Source organism: Lactobacillus selangorensis, assembly GCF_001437205.1.
GTDB lineage: Bacteria > Bacillota > Bacilli > Lactobacillales > Lactobacillaceae > Paralactobacillus > Paralactobacillus selangorensis.
The window spans coordinates 249,748-274,850 of sequence record NZ_JQAZ01000002.1 but is presented as its reverse complement, the minus strand read 5'-3'; the positions used below and the strand labels follow the sequence as shown (position 1 = coordinate 274,850).

The following is a 25,103-nucleotide window of genomic DNA, read 5'->3' as shown; positions in this document are numbered from 1 at the left end:
ATGAAAAAATATAATTGGGGTATGATTGGAACCGGTTGGATTGCACATGAAATGGCCGATGCAATCAATGATGTTGACGGTGAAGTATACGCCGTTTCAGATGTTAATGAAGAAATGCTGAATAAGTTTGCGGCCGAAAAGCACATTCAAAAAACCTATTTAGATGCTCAAAAGATGATTGAGGATCCGAAGGTCGATATTATTTACATTGCGACGCCGCATACATACCATTTTGATTACATCAAGGCCGCTTTGGCCGCTGGCAAGCATGTCTTCTGTGAAAAAGCAATCACTGTTAATGCCCGCCAGTTTGATGAAGTGCAAAAAATGGCGCAGGAAAAGCACTTGATTCTGACGGAAGGGTTTACGTTATATCACATGCCTGTTTACAAACAAGTCCATGACCTGATTGCAAACGGCGACTTAGGCCAAATTAAGTTAGTTCAGGTCAACTTCGGCAGTTTGAAGGATTATGATCCGAAGAATCGCTTCTTTAATAAAGATTTAGCTGGCGGGGCGTTGCTCGATATCGGTGGCTATGCAACTGCCTTTGCCCGGCAGTTCTTAGCGAGTCAGCCGAATGCCATTTCAACGACCGTTAAGTTCTTTGAAACGGGTGTCGATGAGCAGTCCGGAATCATTTTGAAGAATGACCAGGAACAGATGGCCGTGATGGCCTTGTCAATGCGGGCCAAGCAGCCGAAACGTGGTGTCGTTTCGGGAACGAAAGGGTACGTCGAAATCAATAATTATCCACGTGCGACTGCGGCTGAAATCACGTATACCGGTGATGCGCATCAAGAACAGCATCAGACGCTGACCGGCGGCGATGCCGATCAGGCGCTTCGGTATGAAGTACGTGATATGCAGCGCTACATTGAACAGGGGCATGATGATGGGCAGCTGGCTATTTCGCATGATGTCGCCCATATTTTGGACAGTGTCCGCAATGCGTGGGGCATGAAATATCCGTTTGATAATGAGGATTAAGTGTGTTTTCTTCAATTACGCCCAAAAGAGGCCGTGATATAAGCGCCTCTTTTACAAAAAAAGTTTCTAAACTGCAAAAAATTGCAGTTTAGAAACTTTTTATTTTGCTAAATTAGTCTTATTAAACGCGTGCCGCCAAAGTCAAAAAAGACTTTTGACACACGCCCTTTTTAGTCCGCCAATGATCTGATTTTTTTAGCGGGCACACCGCCGACCAAAGTATTGTCAGGAATGTCTTTGGTAACGACAGCTCCAGCGGCAACGATGACATTATTGCCGATCGTCACGCCAGGTGTGATTGTCGCCTTGCCGCCAATCCAGACGTTATTGCCGATGGTCACTGGAAAACCTTGTGCCTTGTAAGCAGCGCGCCCCTCAGGCGTCATTGGATGATTGACGGTGTAAATATCGACGTTCGGGCCGATCATAACGTTGTGGCCGATTGTAACGGGCGCAATGTCCAGAATAGTCAGGTTATAGTTGCTGAGAAAGTCTTCGCCAACGTGAATATTCTGGCCATTATCGCAGTTGAAATTGGCCTGAACGGAAACACGTTCGCCGGTTGAACCGAAAATTTCCTTAATTTTTTTAGTTTGTGCGGCTGCGTCAGTGGCGGAAATCGCATTGAATTCTTCACATAGCTTAGCAGCATGTGCTTTCTGAGCAACGATCGCTGGGTCCAGGAAATAATACGGCTGACCGGCCTTTAATTTATCTAATTCACTTTGTGTCATGTTTTTCACCTCAGCCTTAACGTACCACTTAAACAGCAGTTTAAGTCAAGTGTCAAAAATCGGCATAACGGCGTTATACAGTGAAAACGGACGAATCCGCTGAAAATTGAAGCTGTACAAAGCGGCGTTACAGGCGGTATGCTAGTTATATTGTTTTTAATCGAGGCGAGCCAATGATGATTCAATTTGAAAATGCACGTCAGGCCGATTTATCCCGTATCGTGGCCATTTATAATCAGAGCATTCCCAACCGGCTGGCAACCGCCGATCTTGAACCCGTTTCAGTCGCTTCCAAACAAGCTTGGTTTGCTGCTTTCAATCCGGATCGCCGGCCGATCTGGGTCTTGAAGCAGGACGGACAAATCGTCGGCTGGGTCAGCCTTGAATCTTTCTATGGGCGTCCGGCGTATCAGCGGACGGCCGAAATCAGTATTTATCTGGATGCGACTATTCAGCATCAGGGGGTGGGCCAGCAGACCTTGAATTTTATCTTTAGTCAGCTGCCCCGGCTGCAGCTTGATACGGTCGTGGCGTATATTTTCAGCCACAACACACCCAGTCAGAAGCTGTTCAAACGCAATGGCTTCAAGACGTGGGGCCATTTACCGAACGTTGCCGTCATGGACGGGCAGCGGCGGAGCCTTGATATTCTAGGCCGCCATTTTTCGTAATGTAATTTAACAAAAGAATAAAGCAGGACCATGACGCGATTGTCATGGTCCTTTTTAATGCTATATATGGTATTTAATCATTATTCGGATACAAGATATTGTATTCATCTGAAATGCTCTGTAGAATAAAGGGGTACATCTCGAGGGGGAACACACGTATGCCAGAATTAAAAACAATCCAATTACAAGTCCATAAACGTGATGGCCGGCGTTTGCCGTTCGATCAAGCCAAATTAACGGCTGCGCTTGCGAAAGCAGCCCAGCAAAGCGGCGCAGATGTGAATCAAACTGAATTAACCAATCAACTTGCCGCCGTCAGCGATCAGGTTACAGCCCAGCTCGCCCAGCAGTATCAAACCGAAGTTGCCGTTGCGGATATTCAGACCTTAGTCGAACAGACGCTGCAGGCTGCACATCTCGATGATATTGCGACGGCTTATCAAGCTTACCGGATTAAAAAAGAACATCAGCGTGAAAATGCGACGGATATTAACGTCACGATTCAGAAACTGCTGCATCGGGACCGCAACGTCGTCAATGAAAATGCCAATAAAGATAGCGAAGTCTTCAATACCCAGCGTGACCTGACGGCCGGGACCGTTGCCAAAGCAATCGGGCTCAAAATGCTGCCGCCGGATGTTGCCAATGCTCATTTAAAGGGAGACATCCACTGGCACGACCTCGATTATCAGCCGTATAGTCCGATGACGAACTGCTGTCTGATCGATTTCAAGGAGATGCTGACGCATGGCTTCAAGATTGGCAATGCCGAAGTCGAACCGCCGCATTCCATTCAAACGGCGACGGCGCAGATGAGCCAAATCATCGCCAACGTGGCGTCCAGCCAGTACGGCGGCTGTTCTGCCGACCGAGCCGATGAATTTTTAGCGCCGTTTGCCGAAAAGAATTATCAAAAACACCTGAACGATGCGAATAAGTGGATTGAAGATTCCGAAAAACGCAAGCAGTTTGCGAAGGAAAGGACCCTCAAGGACATTTATGATGCGATGCAGGGGCTCGAATATGAAATCAACACCTTATATTCCTCACAAGGACAGACGCCGTTTACGACGCTGGGCTTTGGTTTGGGGACCAGCTGGATTGAACGTGCGATTCAGAAGGCGATTCTGCAAGTCCGGATTGAAGGCTTAGGCAAGGAACGCCGGACGGCTATTTTTCCGAAGCTGGTCTTTACATTGAAACGGGGTCTCAACTTAAAACCAGGCGACCCGAATTATGATGTGAAGGAGCTCGCCGTTGAATGTGCCACCAAACGCATGTATCCGGATGTGCTTTCCTATGATAAAATCGTCGAATTGACCGGCTCGTTCAAGGCACCGATGGGCTGCCGCAGCTTTTTGCAAGGCTGGAAGGATGAAAATGGCAATGAAGTCAACGCCGGCCGGATGAATCTGGGCGTTGTGACGGTCAACCTGCCACGCATTGCGTTAGAAGCAAAGGGCGACCAGGACAAATTCTGGACCATCCTTGAACAACGGCTGGCGATTTGCAAAGAAGCGCTCGTCTTCAAAGTCGAACGAGCTAAACAAGCAAAACCCGAAAATGCGCCGATTCTCTATCAATATGGGGCGTTCGGAAAACGGCTCGAGAAGACGGACAGCGTCGATGAATTGTTCAAGAACAGCCGAGCTACCGTTTCATTGGGCTACATCGGCCTGTATGAAGTCGGTACAGCATTCTTCGGCCCCGATTGGGAGAAGAATCCGGTTGCCAAACAATTCACTGTCAACGTTGTTAAATCGCTGTATGAGCATTGCCAGGATTGGGAACAAGAATACGGTTATCATTTCAGTGTTTACGGGACGCCGGCCGAAAGCCTGACCAACACTTTCTGTCAAGCCGATTTAAAAAAGTTCGGCTCGATTCCGAATATTACCGACAAAGGTTATTACACCAATAGTTTCCATTATGATGTCCGCAAAGCACCGACGCCGTTCGAGAAAATCGACTTCGAAAGTGCCTATCCGAAATACAGTGCCGGCGGGTTTATTCATTACTGCGAATATCCGAATCTGAAGCAGAATCCGAAGGCGCTCGAAGCGGTCTGGGACTATGCCTATGATAAAATCGGCTATCTCGGTACGAACACGCCGATTGACCAATGTTTCAAGTGCGGCTTCAAAGGCGAGTTTGTGCCCACTGAACGGGGCTTTAAATGCCCAGATTGCGGCAATACCGACCCGCAGACGTGTGATGTTGTCAAGCGGACGTGCGGCTATTTAGGCAATCCGAACCAGCGGCCGATGGTGTATGGCCGGCATCAGGAAATTATCCATCGGGTCAAGCACATGCGGCTCGGCAACGATGACGAAGCACTTGACGGCAAGGGAGAATAGAATGAGCGAAACATTGCATATGCGCCACCTCAAACCACGCAAATTGAAACCGATGAATCCTAAACCGCAAGAATGGCTGGCCGCAGACCTGAGTCAGCAGTATATCGCCAGCTACAAACCCTTCAACTTTGTCGATGGGGAAGGCGTGCGCTGCAGTTTGTATGTATCGGGCTGCAAATTCATGTGTCCCGGCTGCTACAACAAGGCCGCCCAGAATTTCCGCTACGGGACGCCTTATACCCAAGAACTGGAGGACCAGATTATCGCAGACTTGGGGCAAAGCTATGTTCAGGGATTGACGTTATTGGGCGGCGAACCGTTCCTTAATACGCAAGTCTGCCTGAAACTGGTCAAACGGATTCGCAAAGAATTCGGGCATGAGAAGGATGTCTGGTCGTGGACTGGTTATACTTGGGATGAATTACAAAAAGAATCCGCTGATAAGAAAGAATTGCTGAGCTTGATCGATATTCTGGTCGACGGTCGTTTCCTTGAAGACCAGAAAGACTTGACGCTGCAGTTCAGAGGCAGCGCCAACCAGCGGATTATCGCCGTGCCAGAGTCATTGGCCCAGCACAAAGTCGTTTTATGGCCCCGATTGATTAAATAGGTGTTGACAGACGCCTTTAAATTCAGTATGCTTAACGAAATTGAACAACGAGATCCTTTAACATTAGTCCCGTGAGGCTAGTAAGGTGAATTGGTCCGGTGGCAGCAGTCTAGCCATAAACGGATCACTCACAATTCGCTTGCCGCATGGTAAGCGAATTTTTTTGTGCCAAGGATCGGAAAGTTGGTGGATTACCAGAACGATTTAATTGTCTCCAGAGAGAGCAGAATGGTTGTTAAAAGGGCACCCGTGTACCCTGCGAACGCATTTTGCTGAGAGAACAATCAGTGAGATGCGTTTTTTTAAAATAAGGAGGAAATTCACACCATGACAGATTCATTGGTTCGAGCAAAAGCAATTGTTTCAATGGCAGATTTAGATGTGCAGACAGTCAAGGCACTTGTGGAACGAGCAGAGGCATTTAAAAACGGCGCCCAGCTGCAGGTCAGTTCGCCGGTATATGCAGCTAACCTGTTCTTTGAAAACAGCACCCGGACGCATACGAGTTTTGACATGGCCGAACGCAAATTAGGCGTGTCGGTCATCGACTTCAATCCGCAGGCCAGTTCGATGAAAAAGGGCGAAACACTATATGATACTTGCTTGACCTTAGCGGCAATCGGCATTCGTCTGCTAGTTATCCGTCACAGTGAAAATGCCTATTACAAACAATTGCTGAACCAGCCGAATCTGCCGGTTGCTTTAATCAATGCCGGCGATGGCAGCGGCGAACATCCATCCCAGAGTCTGCTGGACATGATGACGATTCATGAAAGTTTCGGCCGCTTTAAAGGCTTGAAAGTGGCGATTGTCGGCGATTTGAACCATTCACGTGTGGCTCGTTCGAATATGGAAATTCTTAATAAATTAGGTGCTGAAGTTTACTTCTCCGGTCCCAAAGAATGGTACGACCCGAAGTTTGATGCCTTCGGTCAATGGCAGCCGCTTGACGATCTGATCGGCGACATGGATGTGATGATGCTCCTGCGGGTCCAGCATGAACGTCTGAACCAAGCCGCCAATGCGAGCTTCAATGCCGATACATACGCCCAGCAATACGGATTGACCACTGAACGAGCCGCCAAAATGAAGCCGACGACCATTATGATGCACCCTGGTCCCATCAACCGAGGCGTCGAAATGGCCAGCGAGCTGGTCGAAAGTCCGCAGTCGAAATTTGTGACTCAGATGCAAAACGGCGTCTTCATGCGGATGGCGATGATTGAAAGCGTCCTGCGGGGCAATCAATTAGGAGGACTCAAATGACATACCTGTTAAAAAATGGGCACATTTTAGGTCAGCATGGCCTGCAGCCCCAAGATATCTTGATTGACGGGCAGACGATTACGGCGATGGCCGCTCACTTAGACACGCCAGCAGATGCGACGGTGCTCGATTTAGAGGGCGGCTTCATCAGTCCTGGTTTAGTCGACGTCCATGTTCATTTTCGGGATCCTGGTCAGACCGATAAGGAAACGATTCGAACGGGGAGTGCGGCGGCCGCTCATGGCGGTTTCACTTTTGTCGGTGCGATGCCGAATATTACCCCAACGACCGATACGCCGGCCGCAATGACTGCCCAAATCAAACGGAATCAGACAGCGGGCAAGGTGCGCATCGGTCAGTATGCGCCGATCACAATGGGTCGGACCGGCGATAAACTAGTTGATTTCGCCGCTTTGCAAAAAGCTGGTGCCTTCGCCTTTTCGAATGATGGTTCAGGAATCCAATCAGCCGAAACGATGTACTTGGCGATGCAGGGCATCGAAAAAACAGGTCTGCCGTTAGCGGCCCATGTCGAAGATGTCAGTTTGTTCAATCACGGCGTCATTAACGCCGGACCACGAGCACAGGAATTGAACCTGCCGGGCATCGATAAGACGGCCGAAACGGCCCAATTAGCACGTGACCTGGTTTTAGCTCAAGCGACTGGGGTGCATTACCATGTCTGCCATGTATCGACGGCCGAGTCGCTCCAGATGATTCGAATGGCCAAAATGGCCGGTGTCAATGTCACCTGCGAAGCTGCACCGCACCATCTGCTGCTGAGCGACCAGGATATTCCGGACACTGACAACAGCAATTTCAAGATGAATCCGCCGTTACGCAGCGAAAGCGATCGGCAGGCCTTGGTGGTTGGGCTTTTAGACGGAACGGTCGATTGCATTGCGACTGACCATGCGCCGCATACGCAGGCTGAAAAGGACCAAGGTATTTTGAAGGCGCCGTTCGGGATTGTCGGCAGTGAAAATGCCTTCAGCCTGCTGTACACCCGCTTTGTGCGAACGAAATTATTTACACTCGGCCAGCTGATTGCGTGGATGAGTGCACGGCCGGCAAAATTATTCAATGTGCCGGCTCCGCAACTCAAAGTCGGGCACACAGCCGACCTTGCCGTTTTTGATTTAGCGCACCAACAGACAATTACGGCGGAGCAATTGGTTTCGAAAGGCAAGAATACCCCATTTTTGGGGACAAAAGTTTATGGCGGCACGCTGGCGACCTTTGTGGGCGGCCAGCCGGTTTATCAGAGAGGTGAGCTGCAATGAAACGGTATTTAGTATTAGCAGACGGCACAGTTTTCGCTGGTGAAGGGTTTGGCGATCCCAGTGTCACGACTGGCGAAGTGGTTTTCAACACCGGCATGACCGGTTATCAGGAAACGATTACCGACCAATCGTATAACGGTCAGATTATCACGTTTACGTATCCATTGATCGGCAATTACGGCGTCAACGGTGACGACTACGAATCAATTGCACCAACTTGCAAAGGGGTCGTCGTCCATGAAGTCGCTCGCCGGGCCAGCAATTGGCGCAATCAGATGTCGCTTGATACATGGCTTCAGAAGAAGCACATTCCTGGCATTACCGGCGTCGACACCCGCCGGCTGACCAAACATTTGCGGACGGCTGGTTCGATGAAGGCGGCGATTGTCGACACGGTCGATGACACGACTTTTGAAAAGTTGGCAGCCTTAGAACTGCCCACCAATAATGTTCAGCAGGTTTCGACCAGCAAACCGTATCCAAGCCCAGCCAAGGGCCACAAAGTTGTCGTAATCGATTTTGGCTTGAAATACAGCATTTTACGGGAATTGACGAAACGGCAGTGCAACGTCACCGTTTTGCCGTATAACACTACTGCCGCCACGATTTTAGACCTCAATCCGGACGGTGTGCTGCTGAGCAATGGGCCTGGCGACCCGAAAGACCTGCCGGATGCGCTCGATATGATTCGGGGCATTCAGGGCCAAGTGCCGCTGTTCGGGATTTGTTTAGGCCATCAGTTATTTGCCTTAGCGAATGGCGCTGACACGTTCAAGATGAAGTTCGGCCATCGGGGCTTCAACCATCCCGTTCGGGAAATTGCGACCGGCCGCATCGACTTTACGTCGCAGAACCATGGCTATGCCGTCGATCCTGATTCGATTGATCCGGCGCAGTTGTTGGTCACACATGTCGAAATCAACGATCACACGATCGAAGGTTTGCGGCATAAACGTTATCCGGCCTTTTCCGTCCAGTTCCATCCGGATGCGACACCGGGCCCGCATGATGCGGATCATTTATTCGATGAATTTGTTGAAATGATGGACGCCTTTAAAAAGCGTCCGGCTAAATAAGCGAAGGGAGCGGCAACCATGCCAAAACGCACAGACATTCATAAAATTTTAGTGATTGGATCAGGACCGATTGTCATCGGACAGGCGGCCGAATTTGATTATTCCGGCACCCAAGCATGCCTGGCGCTGAAGGAGGAAGGCTATGATGTCGTCCTCGTCAACTCGAATCCAGCCACGATTATGACCGATACGAAAGTGGCCGATCAGGTTTATATTGAACCGCTGACGCTTGAGTTTATGACCCGCATCCTCCGGAAGGAACTGCCGGATGCTATTTTGCCGACCTTGGGGGGCCAGCAAGGACTGAACATGGCGATGGAACTCTCGAAGAGCGGCATTCTGGATGAACTCCACATCGAATTGCTGGGCACCAAGTTGTCGGCAATCAATCAGGCTGAAGACCGGGAATTGTTCAAGGAATTGATGGTCAAACTGGGTGAACCTGTCCCGCAGTCGAAGAGTGTCAATACCGTCGATGAAGCCGTTGCGTTTGCCAACCAGATTGGGTATCCAATCATTGTACGGCCGGCTTTTACCATGGGCGGCACCGGCGGCGGGATGTGCGACAACGAAGCCGAACTGGTCGAAATTGCGACCAACGCTTTGAAATTGTCGCCGATTACCCAAGCCTTGATTGAACAGAGCATTGCCGGCTACAAAGAAATCGAATACGAAGTGATGCGGGATGCGGCCGATAACGCTTTGGTCGTCTGCAACATGGAAAACGTCGATCCCGTCGGCATTCATACCGGCGATTCAATCGTCACCGCACCCGTTCAGACACTGTCTGACGTTGAAAGCCAGATGCTGCGGGATGCGTCTTTAAAAATCATTCGCGCATTGGGCATCGAAGGCGGCTGCAATGTGCAGCTGGCGCTCGATCCGAACAGTTTCCAATATTACATCATTGAAGTCAATCCACGTGTGTCACGGTCGTCGGCCTTAGCCTCAAAAGCGACCGGCTACCCGATTGCCAAAATTGCTTCGAAGATTGCTGTTGGGCTTCATTTGGACGAAATCATGAATCCGGTCACCGGCACGACCTATGCCGAATTTGAACCGGCGCTCGATTACGTCGTCACCAAGATTCCCCGCTGGCCGTTTGACAAGTTTGCGACAGCGGACCGGCATTTAGGCACCCAGATGAAAGCGACTGGCGAAGTCATGGCAATCGGCCGTAATTTCGAAGAATCGATTTTAAAAGCTGTGCGGTCCTTGGAAATCGGCACTGTGCATATGGAACTGCCTGAATTGGCCGCTGTTTCCGAAGAGCAGCTGACGGACAAGCTGATTCACCCGCAGGACGACCGCCTCTTTTATTTGGCCGAAGCTTTCCGGCGTGGTTACACACTGGATGAGGTCCATGAATTGACGAAAATCGATATCTTCTTCTTAGATAAAATCCTGCACATTACCGAAATCGAACAGACTTTGCAGGCCCATCCCGACGATTTGGATGTGCTGGAAATGGCCAAGAAGAACGGGTTTACCGATGTCGAAATCGGCAAGTTGTGGCACCGTGATGCTGGTGAAATTCGAGATTTGCGCCGGGCCGAAGGAATCTGGCCAGTCTACAAGATGGTCGATACGTGTGCGGCCGAATTCGAATCGCAGACGCCGTATTATTATTCAACCTTTGAGGAAGAAAACGAGAGTGCAGTGACCAAAAAGCCGTCGATTCTGGTCATTGGTTCTGGTCCGATTCGAATCGGCCAAGGGGTCGAATTCGATTATGCAACCGTTCATTCTGTCAAAGCCATCCAGAAAATGGGCTACGAAGCCATTATCATGAACAACAATCCTGAAACGGTCTCGACTGATTTCTCGATTTCCGATAAATTGTATTTCGAACCCTTAACTTTCGAAGACGTCATGAATGTGATTGAACTCGAGAAACCGGAAGGGGTTATCGTTCAATTCGGCGGCCAGACCGCCATCAATTTAGCTGCGCCTCTGGCAAAAGCCGGTGTCAAGATTTTAGGCACAAGCGTCGCCGATTTAAATCGAGCCGAAGATCGGGACGAATTTGAACAAGTCGTTAACGACCTGAAGATTCCGCAGCCATTGGGCGATACAGCGACAACAGAGGACGAGGCTGTCCAGATTGCGAAACGGATTGGTTATCCTGTTTTGATTCGGCCAAGTTACGTATTAGGCGGCCGGGCCATGGAAATCGTCGAAAATCAGGACGAACTGGAACACTATATGCGCAATGCCGTCAAGGTGTCGCATGACCATCCGGTGCTGATCGATAGCTACTTAATGGGTAAGGAATGCGAAGTCGATGTCATTTCTGACGGCAAACAAATCTTATTGCCAGGGATTATGGAACATATCGAACGAGCTGGGGTCCATTCCGGCGATTCGATGGCCGTTTATCCGCCGCAGACGTTCTCACAGGATGTCATCGACCAGATTGTCGCAGCGGCGCGCAAACTGGCGTTAGCATTGAACTGCATCGGCATTATGAATATTCAGTTCATCGTTCGGGACGGACTGGTCTATGTCATCGAAGTCAATCCACGTGCCAGCCGGACGGTTCCATTTTTGAGCAAAGTGACTGGCATCTCGATGGCCCAAGTGGCGACCCAAGTTATTTTAGGTAAATCGCTTAAAGAATTAGGCTACAAAGACGGTTTGTATCCAACCGGTCAGCTGGTCCATGTCAAAGCACCGGTCTTCTCATTCTCCAAACTGAATGATGTTGATAGCATGCTCGGACCGGAAATGAAGTCGACTGGTGAAGTGATGGGCAGCGATACGACCCTTGAAAAGGCCTTATACAAAGCCTTCGAAGCCAGCAAACTGCACCTGCCTGACTTTGGAACAGTCGTCTTTACAATCGCCGATAAAGATAAGGCCGAAGCGGCTAAATTGGCCAAACGCTTCCGTGAAATCGGCTATCGGGTCATTGCTACGGCCGGTACCGCCAATTACTTCAAGCATGAAGGGATTCGAACGAGTATCGTCGGCCGAATCGGCGACCCGACCCAGACCGATATCCTGCAATTGTTAGATTCCGGCCACGTCCAAGTCGTTATCAATACGATGGATGAAGACCGTGACACGGCTTCAGACGGTTTCCGCATCCGGCAGGAGTCAATCGCACATGGGATTCCATTGTTCACGTCACTGGATACCGCCAATGCGATTCTGCGGGTTCTCGAAGCACGGGCCTTTACGACCCAGCCGTTGTAAAGGGGGATACAGCATGATTCAAGAAAAATTGACACTAGTTGCGCAGGAGCAGCTGACGGACAATGTTTTTGAAATGGTTTTAAAAGGCCAAATGGCCCACGAACCGGTTACACCGGGCCAATTTGTCGACGTCAAAGTACCTGATGAATCCCTTTTGCTGCGGCGCCCGTTCGGCATTGCCAGCGTTGACCCGAATCGGGATGAAATCCGACTCGTCTACCGGACGGTCGGCAAGGGTACCCATCTTCTGAGCGAACTGCCGGTCGGCATTCAGCTCGATACATTGGGGCCGTTGGGGCATGGCTTTCCGACTGCGTTTCTGAAACCAGGCCAGCACGCTCTGATTATCGGCGGCGGGACCGGTATTCCACCGTTGTACGAATTATCCCGGCAGCTCAACCAAATGGGTGTCGTCGTTACTCATGCGATTGGATTCGGCCGGCGGGACCAGATTTTTTATGCAGATGAATTTCGGGCATTAGGCGAAGTTGCCTATGCAACCGATGATGGGTCGTATGGATTTCATGGCCATATCGGGATGCTGCTCGATGCGCAGTTTAACGATCGCCAGTTTGATGCCGTATATGCCTGCGGACCACGTGGCCTGCTGATGGCTGTCGATAATCGCTATCGGGACCATCCGCATGCTTACATTTCAATGGAGAGCCGGATGGCATGCGGCATGGGTGAATGTGCCGCCTGTGTTGTGGCCGCAAAACGCAAGGAACAATTATTGAAGGTCTGTTCAGACGGACCGGTATTTGCAACTGGAAAGGTGGAAATTTAATGTCCCGTTTGGAAGTCGATTTACCTGGTTTGCATTTGAAAAATCCGATTATGCCGGCGAGCGGCTGTTTTGGATTCGGCCAGCACTATGCAGAGCTGTATGATCTGAATCGGCTCGGTGCAATCATCGTTAAGGCGGCGACACTGGAACCTCGCAAGGGGAATCCGACCCCACGAGTCGCTGAAACGGCCAGTGGGGCATTAAATGCAATCGGCCTGCAAAATCCTGGCTTGGACGCAATCATGACCGAAAAATTACCATGGCTCAATGACCGTTTTCCCGAACTGCCGGTGATCGCCAATGTCGCCGGTTCGACCGAAGACGAATATGTCGCTGTCTGCCGACGAATCAGCACAGCGCCGAACGTAGCGGCGATCGAGCTTAATATTTCCTGCCCGAATGTGGCCCATGGCGGCATGCAATTCGGGACTGACCCGAAGATGGCGGCTGAACTGACCCGTGCCTGCAAAGCGGTTAGCCAGGTACCGGTTTATGTGAAACTCTCACCAAATGTGACCGACATTACCGTAATTGCTAAAGCCGTAGAAGCAGCTGGTGCTGACGGATTCTCAATGATCAATACGCTGGTCGGGATGCAGATCGATTTGAAGACCCGCAAGCCGTTTTTGGGCAATCGGACCGGCGGCTTGTCTGGTGCAGCCATCAAACCGGTTGCTGTGCGGATGATTGACCAAGTACGGCACATATCTGCTTTGCCGATTATCGGTATGGGCGGGGTTTCCTCTGCTGAAGATGCGCTTGAACTGCTGATGGCCGGCGCTAATGCCATTGCCGTCGGTTCCGCTAATTTCGGCGATCCGCAGGCGTGCCCGCACATTATCGATGCGTTGCCAAAAGCGATGGATCAATATCACATTGAGACGATTAAAAGTTTAAGCACGAATTTGTAATGCAAAAGTCCTCCTCGTGAGGGCTTTTTTAGCGGTATCACGTCAGCATGTTCTTCAATGCGCTTCCAGCTGGACCCAAACGTCCGCTGATGGGCTGATTTGCTAAGAATCATCACTTGACAATTGCAGTTGCGACGCATAAATTGAACAGGTATCCATAACGGACATTTTATGTCCACTAACTAGAGAGGGAGATTGACGTGTTAGAAAAAACTGTTTATCGTCAGCTGATCAGCCGTGCGTTCGATATTCCGATTGCCGTTACATATTGGGATGGGAAAACCGAAAATTACGGAACGGGCGACCCCGTCGTTACGATCAAGTTCAATAAGGAAATTCCGTTAAAGGAAATGACCGACAAGCCGACCTTAGTCTTAGGAGAAGCTTACATGGACAAGGACATCGAGATCGATGGCAGCATCCAGGACTTGGTTGCTTCTGCCTATCGCACCACCGACAGCTTTTTGATGAACAATCCGTATTTGAAGCACTTGCCGAAGATTTCGCATTCCGAAAAGGAAAGTGTCAAGGATGTGCAGAGCCATTACGACATTGGCAATGATTTTTACGAGTTGTGGCTTGACCCGACGCTGACCTATTCATGTGCCTACTTTATTCATGATGACGATACTTTGGAACAGGCGCAGCTGAACAAGGACCGGCACATTTTAAATAAACTGAAGCCGGAAGCCGGCAAAACACTGCTCGACATCGGCAGCGGCTGGGGGACCTTATTATTCATGGCGGCTGAGGAATTCGGCCTCCATGCTACTGGGGTCACTTTAAGCCAGGAACAGTACGATTACACCGTTGAACAAATCAAGAAACGGGGTCTGGAAGACAAAGTCGACGTCCAGCTCAAGGATTACCGTGAAGTGACGGGCCAGTATGATTACATTACTTCCGTCGGCATGTTCGAACATGTTGGTAAGGAAAACTTGGAATTATACTTCCAAAAAGTCGCCGATTTGCTGAAACCGGACGGTCGTGCGCTGATTCATGGTATTACCGGCCAGCATGAAGGAGCAGGGGAAGATCCGTTCATCGAGAAGTATATCTTCCCAGGCGGTTATATTCCGAACGTGGCTGAGAATCTGCACCACATCATGGACGCTAAGATGCAGTTTGCTGATATTGAGCCCTTACGGCGTCATTACCAAAAGACGCTGGAGATGTGGACGGCCAATTATCACCAGGTCATGGACCAAGTGACGGCTAAATACGGCGAACGGTTTGCCCGCATGTGGGACCTGTATCTGCAGGCGTGTGCCGCTTCGTTTGAATCCGGCAACATCGATGTTATGCAGTACTTGCTCACCAAGCAGCCGAGCAGCACTGGTTTGCCGATGACCCGTGCTTACATGACGGATGATGAAACAAAATAACATTTTCACAAAGCACATTGTCAATGATCTGAACATCATCGGCGATGTGCTTTTTTAAAATAACAGTGCGTTAAAACCCCGTTTCAAATTGTTTGCCGGTATACTGAAAATGAAAGGGGTGTTTTAAATGTCAAATTCAGAAATTTATCCACGGACTGAAACGTATTATGAGAAGTTGGGTCGTTTAGCCAAGCTCACCCAATTCGAAAAAGATGAAAACGGGGTCTTGAGTTTAACGAAACGTGATCCTAAGGTACCAGAAGGCCAAGAGGATCCAGTTTTGAAGACATTCCAAAAGGAATATAAAGCACCTGCCGATTTCCATGCTCCGAAGTCACCGGTCATGGAAAAAGGCGCTCGTCCGGCTCGCAATGAGACCGAAAAGAAATTATTCGCATGGCGGGACCGGATGAACGGCATCGGTCAAAATATCATGCCGCTGGTTCAAACGAAAGAAATCAAATTGTTAGATGGGTTAAGTTTTACCGAATACATTCCACAACTGACCGATTTGAATCAGCCTTTGCCGGCTGTGATTTATTATCATGGCGGCGGATTTATCGGCGGTTCGGTTTATTTGACGCAGAACTTCTCTTATTTGCTGGCGCAGCGGGCCCATGCACGTGTCTTTGCGCTTGATTTCCGTTATGCACCTGAATATTCATATGAAAATACAACGAAAGAAACTTATGATGCCTTGAAGTACTTGCATGATCATGCCGCAGAATTGGGCGTTGATCCAGCCAGAATTACCATTTATGGTGAAAGTACCGGTGCCAATATTGCCGCCGCTACTATTTATCTGGATCGGGACACGCACTTTGCCAAGCAGCAGATTCTCTGCTACCCGCTCGTCACTATCGATGATAAGCAATTGGCCGAATTGGTTCCGCAAGGTGCCGGCAGCGGTGCAGTGGGCGCATCAGGCGATTTCACTACTTTAATCAAGACGATTGGAACGGCGTACACACATGGTCAAATCGATAAACGCAACGAACTCGTTTCACCGATCAATTATTCTGAAAAGACGATGAAACAGTTGCCACGGACGATTATCATGACCGATGAATTCGATCCGCTGCACAATCAGGGATATCAATTCGCTAAGAAATTGACTGAGGGCGGCGTCGATGTTCATTATATGTATTATCCTGGGATGACTCATGCCTTCCTGAATAACGTTGGTTTGTATGCCCAAGCCGAAGACTTTGCCAATGAAGTCACTGCTTGGATGCTCGGCCAAAACTAAGGAGGGTGCGCCATGTCACCGAAAAAACAAACTGAAGCCGAAACACCCCGATTCAAAATCGCCCTGCTTTCGATTTCGATCCTCTTGATGATGGCGCCGGTTGTTTCGTCAACGGTTCCAGCGATGTCGAAGACCTTTGCTCATCAATCGGCTTCGGCCGTCGAAGCGTTGGTCACGATTCCCAACTTAGGACTGATTTTCGGAATCTTCATTGGGAGTGTGCTGGCTGTTCGCTGGGGCGCCAAAAAAACGATTCTGCTGGGGTTGGCCGGTGCGTTCCTGTTTGGCGTCTTTCCTGCCATTTCGAGTAACTACACTTTGATTTTAGGGTCGCGTTTCTTGCTGGGTCTCAGTTTAGGTTTGTACAACTCGCTGGCCATCAGTCTCATTCCCGATTTTTATTCCGGCGATGAGCTGTCGACGATGATGGGTTATCAGAGTGCCGTCCAGTCGCTGGGCAATTCGATTTTCTCGTTTGTGGTCGGTTATTTACTCCTGTTCAGCTGGCATGCGGCGTATTGGATCTACGCCATCGCGCTGCCGGTATTTGTCTTATTCAACGCCGTCATTCCGAATGTCAAACCGCAACAGACGCAAACAACTGCCAACAAGCAGACAGCCAAAGTGAAGCAGCGGATTAACGGCAAAGTCCTCATCATTTCGATTCTGACGTTCTTCGTCTTCAGTTTCTTCATGGTTATCACGGTCAAATTGGCCGGGCTGCTGACGACTGAAAAAATCGGCACAGCCAGCGAAGCTGCGGCAATTCTGGGCGGTTATACGCTGCTCTCGATGTTCGTTGGGTTTGCTTATGGGTGGATTCACAAACTGATGGGCCGGACCGTTTTGCCAATCGGACTCGGCATTATGGCGTTAGGTTTCTTCATCATTACGCTGATGCACAGCTTGATCGGCGTGACGATTGCCGTTTTAGTTATTGGGGTCGGCTATTCGATCGCCAATCCGTATATTTTTACCGTCATCAATCTTGTCGCACCAACTGGTTCTAAGAATTTAGCGTCCTCAGTGATGCTGGTCTTCTTGAACATTGGGGCCTTCATCGGACCAATCTGGGTCGATTGGGTCGCCAAACTGGTCGGTAACACGTCGGTCATCACCGATATGCTGATCAGTGCCGCTGGGCTGGTTATACTGGCCGTTCTGACCGGCATTCATCAGTTATTGCATCGGCCGCAGCAGACGGCTTAATTGAATTCCAAAAAGCATGGCGTTTCGGCCATGCTTTTTTGGTACAATATCTTGCCAACGAACCGGCAGTATGCGATACTAACGGCACTAAGAACAGTATGCGATACTAACGGCACTAAGAAATGGAGATGATGGATTTAATGGACGAACAACAAACTGTTCCTCCCGATGCCAAGCCTGGACCGGCGGCATCAACGTATACGGCCCGCCCTGAAGAAGTGGTTGCGGCCTTGCATAGTGATCTGGATGCAGGTTTGAGCACAGATGAGGCGGAAAGGCGTCTCAAGCAAAATGGCCCGAACGAGCTGACTGCCAAGGTGACCCCGAAATGGGTAATTTTCCTGCGGCAGTTCAACAATGTGATCATCTATATTTTACTGTTTGCCGCTGCGCTAACGTTACTGCTGCAGCATTACTCCGATGCAATCGTCATTGGATTGGTTGTCATCATCAATGCGTTGATTGGTTATTTCCAAGAGGTCAATGCCAGCAATGCGTTAGAGAAAATCAAATCAATGCTGTCAACGGATGCAACGGTCATTCGGGATAACCAGCGCACCGAAGTTCCGGCCCGTCAGTTAGTGTTAGGCGATCTCGTTTATTTGGAAGCTGGTGACCATGTGCCGGCCGATGTGCGAATCATTGACGCTGACAATCTGCGGATTCAAGAGGCAGCTCTGACTGGGGAAGCCAATTCAGTGGCCAAGCAATTTGAGGCATTAACGGATGCCCAAACGCCGTTAGCCGAACGGACTAACATGGCGTACGCCAGCACAGCCGTGACCCATGGGAGTGCGACTGGCATCGTCGTCGCTACCGGTCATGACACCGAATTAGGCCAGATTGCGACCGACGTAAATGATGTCAAAACGACCAAAACACCGTTAATGAAAGAATTAGACGGATTAGGCAAATGGATTTCGTACGTGATTATTGCGATTGCAGCAGCATTATTCATTTATGGCTGGGTCATCGACCTCTATGCCTTGCCGACCTTAGCGTTGGCAGTGGTGACCATGGTTGTTGGTTCGCTGCCGGAAGGGCTGCCCGCCTCAACGTCCGTTATTTTGGCGATGGGGGTCAATAAAATGGCCAAACAGAATGCGATTGTCAAAACCTTGCCAGCTGTCGAAACTTTGGGCGCCGTCGATATTATCGCAACGGATAAAACGGGGACGCTGACCAAAAATGAAATGACGGCGCAAGATATTGTTACCAAAACCGCCCATTACCAAGTGACTGGGACCGGCTATGCACCTGTTGGCCGGCTCACCAAGCACCAGCATGACTTCGCAGCGGCGGACGACCCGACGCTGGTCCAACTGCTGACGGCCGGGTATGAAGCCAATGATACCGTGCTCCAACAGGAAGACGGGGCTTGGATGATTAACGGCGAGCCGACGGATGGGGCCTTTCTGACCTTGTATCATAAGGGATTAGGCCCAACACCCCCTGAATTGACCGAATTAGATCGTATTCCGTTCGATTCCGATTATCGCTACATGGCCCGGCTGGATGTGACGCCAGAGGGCCAGCATGTTGTCTTTGTGAAAGGGGCGCCGGACAAACTTTATCAAATGGCCCAACAGGCCGATTCGCATTTTGACCGGACCTATTGGGATCATGCGATTGAGCAATTGACCCATCAAGGCAAACGTGTCGTGGCAGTCGGCCGTAAAGTGGTCGCTAACGATGTTGCAACCGTCACGCATGCTACTTTTACGGATGGAATCGAATTTTTAGGGATTGTCGGCATTATTGATCCACCCCGTGAAGAGGTGATTGCGGCCCTTAAAGAAATGCGGACGGCCGGAATCAAAGTCAAAATGATTACCGGCGACCATCCTGACACTGCCGCTGCGATCGGTCGTCAATTAGGATTGGCCGATCATATCAAAACAATCACGGGGGCCGAAATCGATCAGATGACGCCGGAAGAATTAAAACGGCACATCAATGAATATGATGTCTTTGCCCGCACCACGCCTCGTAACAAGCTGGCAATCATTGACGCTTACCAGCAGACTGGCAAGGTGACAGCGATGATTGGGGATGGGGTCAATGATGCGCCCGCCCTGAAAAAAGCCGATATTGGGGTCGCAATGGGAATCAAAGGGACCGATGTGGCCAAGGATGCTGCTGATATGATTCTGGTTGATGATAACTTTACGACGATGACAAAAGCCATCCGTGAAGGGCGTCGTTTATACGATAACATCAAAAAAACGATTGCCTTCTTATTGCCGACGAGTTTTGCCGAAGGACTGATTGTGGCGTTCAGTATTCTGATGCGCCAGGAATTGCCGTTAGTACCGACACAGCTGCTCTGGATCAACATGGTCTCCGCCATTACGATTCAGTTTGCGTTCATCTTCGAACCAGAAGAAGCGGGCATTATGCAGCGGCCGCCTCGTCAGACGGGGACGTCGCTGCTGAACAAGCATGATGTCGTTCAGATTGCCTATGTATCGGCTTTGATTGCTGGCATGGGACTTTGGGCCTTTGATTGGCTGACCAGCAATGGCGTGTCGCATATCATCGCCAGCACGATTACCGTCAACATCATTGTTTTAGGCAAAGTATGCTATCTATTCAACATCCGGACGCCGCATTTGGCCTTTTCGCATCACTTCTGGAGCAATCCGATGGCCTTTGCGACGATTGGCCTGCTGATGGCATTACAATTCGCACTCGTCTATGTGCCGTTTATGCAAGACGTTTTCCAAACGGGCAGTATGAGTCTGGCTCAATGGGGAATCGCACTTGCAGCCGGTTCGGTGACCTTGGTCGTTGCCGAATTCGATAAATGGTGCCGAATTGCAATTGGGCACCGCCGCCGGACTGTTTTGAATTAAAATAAAAGTATCCGTATGATGCGGATACCTTTTTGTGTGCAGTCAGGAGGAAAAACAGATGAAAAAAATCGCAGTGTACTGTGGGGCTTCCAGCGGCAATGATCCCGTTTATACGAAAGCCGCTCAGAATTTGGGTGCTTATTTGGCGAGTCATCAGTTAGAGCTTATTTATGGGGGCGGCGGTTTCGGCTTGATGGGCGCTTTAGCAAAGGAAGTGCTGGCCAAGGGCGGTGTCGTTCATGGCATCATTCCCAAGGTTCTTTATGATCGCGGTGCGGCGTTGGATGGCCTAACCGATTTGGAGGTCGTGGCCGATATGGCGACCCGCAAACAGCGGATGCTGACGGAGGCAGATGGTTGTCTGGCCTTGCCGGGCGGACCTGGGACACTCGAAGAAATCAGCGAAGCCTTCTCTTGGGCACGCATCGGCGAAAATAATGCGCCCTGTGCCTTTTTCAATGTGATGGGCTACTATAATCCGCTGGCACAAATGTTTGACCAAATGACGGCCAAAGGTTTTTTGACCGTTGCCGATCGGCAGAAATTATGTTTTTCGGATTCGCTGACGGCAATTTTTACCTTTATGAAGACCTACATTCCGCCAGAAATCCGGACTTATCCGGGTCATTAAGGTGCCTAAAAAATAATTTAAATCTTTTTGATGAAAACGCTTGACGTGGAACCGGTTCTTGCATGTATGGTGTATTTGTAAGCAAGATCCTCCCTTCGAAGGCGTAAGAGCGGCCGCTTGATCTGCTTATCGATGAATAAATCGATTAGGAGGGGATCACCATGTCATTCTTTTTTCAAAAAGCTAAGAAACAATTATTTGCACCTGTCAACGGAGAATTGATTCCATTAAAAGACGTGCCGGATGACGATTTTGCCAGCGGGATGCTGGGTGCCGGATTCGCAATCGAACCCATCAATGACGCTGTTTACAGCCCTGTTAAGGGCGTTGTCAACTCGATCCTGCCTTCAAAGCATGCGATCGGAATCAAATCGGGCTCGCTGGAAGTTTTAGTCCACATGGGAATCGATACGTATACGATGGAAGGTGTCCCCTTCAAATTGAATGTCGCCGTTGGAGACCACGTCAAACCAACTACGCAGCTGGCGACAATGAATCGGGCTGAAATCAGAGAAAGTGGCAAGCCTGTGACCACCATGGTTAGCATCATGAATTCACGGGATGCGGTCGCTGATTTCGAAGTGTCGCCGTTAAACGGCATTATGGCACATGGCCAGCCGATTGCAGTTGCGAAAGAAGACCAGCGTGCTTTAGCCAGCGTCCATTAAAATAAGCAATCACAAGACCCCTGATCAATTTTTGATCAGGGGTCTTTTACATTGTCTAAAATGTTTCAGCGTGAATATTCCGAATCGTATCCATTGAGAACGGCTGTTTTAAGGTGCTTAAATAGACCTGATCGTCATCATAACCTGTGACGATACCGTTTAAATCTTCCGCAAAAAGGCCGTTTTCATCCCGGATATTGAGCTGCAGGCTGATTGGACGCTGATAGGTCAGCGAAGCGTCCAGCAGACGGGAAATTTCAAGCGGCGTCTGCTGGGGGCGGGGCTGAACGTGTTCACGAGTTTGCTCAGCGGCCTTTTCATGGTTCAGGGCGGCGGTGTGATCGGAGAGGTAGAAACCCTGCCACTTCAGCATACCTCGATCCCGATAACCATGCTTGAAAAACTGTTTGACGAGTTGCGGATTAAATTGTGCTTTCATCATTCTTCACCATGCCGTTTCTTCTGGATGATGCGGTGCGAACCGGGCCATTCTTGGCCGACGAAGCCAAAATAGTGGATTGTCAATTGAGTATAGTGCTGTAAGGCAGCGATAATTGTTTCAAGGCTGGCCAAGTCGTGGTCGGTCAGTGAATGCAAAGGGACAGAGCGCAGCGGCTCGCCCTTTTTTTGATGACACATGAAAAAATTATAGGTCTGATCATAGACATCATCGACGACTTCGAGCCAGTACATCGTTCTGCTTTTACGCTGAAACTGTTCATCAATCCGTTGTTCAATCAGTTTGAGATCGTTATTCATAAGCGTTGCCTCCATTATGACCGCCGACCAATGACGCTCGTTCGATGGCGGTGCCGCCATGTAATAAGCTGGAACCACGCACGAGTGCCGTAAAGCCGTATTGATCGTGAATCGTGTCGACTAAATGGCCGATTGTATCCTGCTGAATTTGTTGTTTCGTTGATGCAAATAAATTGAGCTGCAGGCCGGTGGCAGCGACGAGTTTGAAAGTGTAGACGGCTAGATGCCGCAGCGACTGGCCCTGCCACAGCTGGCGGAATAAAGTGACCAGTGTCCGGCAAATGATGCGATCTTCGTCAGTCGCACCGATCCGAACGGCACCTTTTAGACCAGAACGGCCATCTTGCTGGGCGGCCGCATAGGAAAAGCCGATTGAAAGACTGATACCCGTCGTTTTCTTGTGATGGTGGCGCAAGCGGGCCGCCACCTGTTCGCCTAATTCTTTGAGCACAACTTCAATTTCACTGCGCTGGGTGTAATCACGGGGTAGTACTTGCGAATTGCCGATCGAAGCTGAACGAGGTCGAAGCCGTTTGCGGACGTTGGTACGGTCGATTCCCCACGCCAAAGCAAAAAGCTGTTCGCCGATTAGACCCATCTGCTGTTTCAGAAAGTAGGGATTCGTATGCGCCAGGTCGTCCAGATTGTGAATCCCGAGTCTGGCCAAATGGGCTGCAGTGCGGTGGCCGATACTCCAGACGTCTGTGATGTTGGGAATCGGCCACAATTTTTGCGGGACCGTTCGATAATGGATTTCACCAATCAGGTCATCAGCGTGCTTGGCATAAATATCAAGGGCAATCTTCGCTTGCAGCGGATTGTCGCCAATGCCGACGGTCGTGTACAGGCCGAGCCGGTGCCGAACGGTGTGCTGGATGCGGCAGGCAACGTCATGCGGTGTCGCGCCGAACAGCCGCCATGAATGGGTCAGGTCGAGGATTGATTCGTCAATCGAATAGGGCACCAAATCTTCTGGTGCGACAAATTCTTTAAAAATTTGGTTGATTTGTAAATTTTTGCGGATATAAAGATTCATTCTAGGCGGCACAATCAGCAAACGAGGATCATGCGGCAGGTCGGTCGCCCGTGAAACGTTGTTTTTGAGATGGTACAGTTTTTTAGCCTCTGGCGAAGTGGCGAGGACAAGCCCATCGCCGGTATTTTCAGTTTCTGAGAGCACAACAAGCGGCACCTTCAGCGGATTCAATCCTCGTTGCACCGCCTCACACGAGGCATAGAATGATTTATTATCGATCAAAAAGAAAACACCATGCGGTTCATCTGCGTATAAGTCCTTTAAGTTCAACGTTAACACTTCCCAACAATTACTACCTCCAATATACAAACATATGTTCGCGTTTGTCAACTAAAAAACGCCAAGTAGATTCACTTGGCGTTTGATACCTTCATTAAATCACTGGCAAATGTTAATCATTCGAAACGATTACAACGCCAACCGGCCGTTCGGTCATCGTGTAATCCTGAGCGGCAGCAATCTGATCCAAGGTAAAGGTCTTTGAAATCGGAATCGTCAGATGATGGTCCTTAATCAGTTTGAACATTTCCTGAACTTCTGCCGGCGTAATATTGCCGCTGTCGTCGACGGTCAGATACTTCTGATCGAGATTTTCAAACGGATCGAAATGATTGATGACCCATTCTTTGTCGAGCATGCCGACAATACTGCAGGTACCCATTGGCTTCAGATGGGCCATTGAGTCGGTCAGCGTTGGCGTACCGACGAATTCAAGGATGCCATCGTAAGTCTGGTCCGTTTGCAGTTTCAAATCTTTATCAAGCACACTGTCATCGGCACCGAATTCGGTCAGCTTCGGCAGCCGCTCCGGCTGCCGTGTTGTGGCAGTGACCTTTAACCCAAGTGCTTTGCCTAATTGAATTGCTGCTAAACCAACGATAGTTGTGCCGCCACGCAGCAAGAGCGATTGGCCTTGATGGAGACGCAATGTTTTCAGACCTTCATACGCTGTTGCAAAGGTTTCTGGATATTGGGCCAGTGAAACCCAATCACCTTGAAAATCTACTGGATAGAGGTATTTATCAGGGACAAGGGCATATTCTTCGTAACTGCCGTCGTATTCACGGCCGAGCCCGCCATTCATAGTGACGACTTTTTGACCAGCCGTTAATTTAGAAGTTTCAGAAGGCTGATAGATTTCGCCAACGGCCTCGACCCCAATAACTCTAGGAAAATGAACGGACGGCGAACCGCCTTCACGGGTGAGCACTTCATAACGGTGAACACCGAAGGCATGAATCTTCATCACAGACCAGTCTTTCGTCGCTTTCGGAATGGGGCGTTCTTCCATCTTCAAAACACTTGAATCGCCAGGTTGATGTACAACTATTGCACGCATAGTAATCGCTTTCCTTTCACGGCCAGTATACCATGTTCGTTAGCAAGTGGCGTTACAAAAACTGTAACGGCGTTATAACATAAAAAACG

21 protein-coding genes are annotated in these 25,103 nt (G+C 49.7%); 16 read left to right on the top strand and 5 right to left on the bottom strand.

From position 1 onward, the window contains the following. Window positions 1–990 (top strand): Gfo/Idh/MocA family protein, encoded by a 990-nt coding sequence (locus IV40_RS03880; protein WP_057769064.1) that lies wholly within the window; start codon window positions 1–3, stop codon window positions 988–990. Window positions 991–1,160: 170 nt separating this feature from the next. On the opposite strand, the gene IV40_RS03875 is transcribed toward IV40_RS03880, so the two are convergent. Then, window positions 1,161–1,724, bottom strand: coding sequence for a sugar O-acetyltransferase (locus IV40_RS03875; RefSeq protein ID WP_057769063.1), 564 nt, complete (start codon window positions 1,722–1,724; stop codon window positions 1,161–1,163). A gap of 173 nt (window positions 1,725–1,897) precedes the next feature. Between IV40_RS03875 and IV40_RS03870 the strand changes: the two genes are divergently transcribed. The 15 genes from IV40_RS03870 to IV40_RS03800 all read left to right on the top strand — a co-directional run bounded on the left by IV40_RS03870 (window position 1,898) and on the right by IV40_RS03800 (window position 21,880). Beyond that, window positions 1,898–2,395, top strand: coding sequence for a GNAT family N-acetyltransferase (locus IV40_RS03870; protein ID WP_057769062.1), 498 nt, complete (start codon window positions 1,898–1,900; stop codon window positions 2,393–2,395). A gap of 158 nt (window positions 2,396–2,553) precedes the next feature. Next, complete coding sequence (gene nrdD / locus IV40_RS03865; protein WP_057769061.1) at window positions 2,554–4,752, top strand: anaerobic ribonucleoside-triphosphate reductase; 2,199 nt, start codon at window positions 2,554–2,556, stop codon at window positions 4,750–4,752. 1 nt (window position 4,753) lies between these two features. Beyond that, entirely contained in the window at window positions 4,754–5,362 is a 609-nt protein-coding gene (nrdG, locus tag IV40_RS03860) for an anaerobic ribonucleoside-triphosphate reductase activating protein (protein ID WP_236698011.1), read from the top strand. 327 nt (window positions 5,363–5,689) lie between these two features. Then, a complete protein-coding gene (locus IV40_RS03855; protein WP_057769060.1) occupies window positions 5,690–6,628 on the top strand; it encodes an aspartate carbamoyltransferase catalytic subunit in 939 nt (312 codons plus the stop codon). Next, window positions 6,625–7,911, top strand: a complete 1,287-nt coding sequence (locus IV40_RS03850; RefSeq protein WP_057769059.1) for a dihydroorotase — start codon at window positions 6,625–6,627, stop codon at window positions 7,909–7,911. The genes IV40_RS03855 and IV40_RS03850 overlap by 4 nt, the downstream gene beginning before the upstream one ends. Next, window positions 7,908–8,987 carry a carbamoyl phosphate synthase small subunit gene (locus IV40_RS03845; protein ID WP_057769058.1) on the top strand — a complete coding sequence of 360 codons (1,080 nt, stop codon included), beginning with the start codon at window positions 7,908–7,910 and terminating at the stop codon, window positions 8,985–8,987. The genes IV40_RS03850 and IV40_RS03845 overlap by 4 nt, the downstream gene beginning before the upstream one ends. Before the next feature lie 18 nt (window positions 8,988–9,005). After that, entirely contained in the window at window positions 9,006–12,185 is a 3,180-nt protein-coding gene (gene carB, locus IV40_RS03840) for a carbamoyl-phosphate synthase large subunit (RefSeq protein WP_057769057.1), read from the top strand. Between the two features lie 13 nt (window positions 12,186–12,198). After that, the gene (locus IV40_RS03835) at window positions 12,199–12,972 is read left to right on the top strand and encodes a dihydroorotate dehydrogenase electron transfer subunit (protein ID WP_057769056.1); all 774 of its coding nucleotides are present in this window, start codon (window positions 12,199–12,201) and stop codon (window positions 12,970–12,972) included. After that, on the top strand, window positions 12,972–13,883 hold the full coding sequence (locus tag IV40_RS03830) for a dihydroorotate dehydrogenase (RefSeq protein WP_057769055.1): 912 nt from the start codon (window positions 12,972–12,974) through the stop codon (window positions 13,881–13,883). The genes IV40_RS03835 and IV40_RS03830 overlap by 1 nt, the downstream gene beginning before the upstream one ends. Before the next feature lie 200 nt (window positions 13,884–14,083). Continuing rightward, window positions 14,084–15,268 (top strand): SAM-dependent methyltransferase, encoded by a 1,185-nt coding sequence (locus tag IV40_RS03825; RefSeq protein WP_057769054.1) that lies wholly within the window; start codon window positions 14,084–14,086, stop codon window positions 15,266–15,268. Between the two features lie 127 nt (window positions 15,269–15,395). Continuing rightward, a complete protein-coding gene (locus IV40_RS03820; protein ID WP_057769053.1) occupies window positions 15,396–16,517 on the top strand; it encodes an alpha/beta hydrolase in 1,122 nt (373 codons plus the stop codon). A 12-nt stretch (window positions 16,518–16,529) separates the two neighbouring features. After that, window positions 16,530–17,726, top strand: a complete 1,197-nt coding sequence (locus IV40_RS03815; protein WP_057769052.1) for an MFS transporter — start codon at window positions 16,530–16,532, stop codon at window positions 17,724–17,726. Window positions 17,727–17,866: 140 nt separating this feature from the next. Next, the gene (locus IV40_RS03810; RefSeq protein WP_057769256.1) at window positions 17,867–20,581 is read left to right on the top strand and encodes an HAD-IC family P-type ATPase; all 2,715 of its coding nucleotides are present in this window, start codon (window positions 17,867–17,869) and stop codon (window positions 20,579–20,581) included. 58 nt (window positions 20,582–20,639) lie between these two features. Next, window positions 20,640–21,212 (top strand): LOG family protein, encoded by a 573-nt coding sequence (locus IV40_RS03805; RefSeq protein ID WP_057769051.1) that lies wholly within the window; start codon window positions 20,640–20,642, stop codon window positions 21,210–21,212. A gap of 161 nt (window positions 21,213–21,373) precedes the next feature. Further along, complete coding sequence (locus tag IV40_RS03800) at window positions 21,374–21,880, top strand: PTS sugar transporter subunit IIA (RefSeq protein ID WP_057769050.1); 507 nt, start codon at window positions 21,374–21,376, stop codon at window positions 21,878–21,880. Window positions 21,881–21,935: 55 nt separating this feature from the next. Here IV40_RS03800 and IV40_RS03795 read toward each other — a convergent pair whose 3' ends face one another. The 4 genes from IV40_RS03795 to IV40_RS03780 all read right to left on the bottom strand — a co-directional run bounded on the left by IV40_RS03795 (window position 21,936) and on the right by IV40_RS03780 (window position 25,014). Next, window positions 21,936–22,322, bottom strand: coding sequence for a hypothetical protein (locus IV40_RS03795; protein WP_057769049.1), 387 nt, complete (start codon window positions 22,320–22,322; stop codon window positions 21,936–21,938). Continuing rightward, a complete protein-coding gene (locus tag IV40_RS03790) occupies window positions 22,319–22,639 on the bottom strand; it encodes an acetyl-CoA carboxylase (protein ID WP_236698012.1) in 321 nt (106 codons plus the stop codon). Before IV40_RS03790 ends, IV40_RS03795 begins: the two co-directional genes overlap by 4 nt. After that, the gene (locus IV40_RS03785; protein WP_057769047.1) at window positions 22,632–23,945 is read right to left on the bottom strand and encodes a Y-family DNA polymerase; all 1,314 of its coding nucleotides are present in this window, start codon (window positions 23,943–23,945) and stop codon (window positions 22,632–22,634) included. Before IV40_RS03785 ends, IV40_RS03790 begins: the two co-directional genes overlap by 8 nt. Before the next feature lie 121 nt (window positions 23,946–24,066). Next, complete coding sequence (locus tag IV40_RS03780; RefSeq protein ID WP_057769046.1) at window positions 24,067–25,014, bottom strand: zinc-binding dehydrogenase; 948 nt, start codon at window positions 25,012–25,014, stop codon at window positions 24,067–24,069. Window positions 25,015–25,103: the final 89 nt, after the last annotated feature.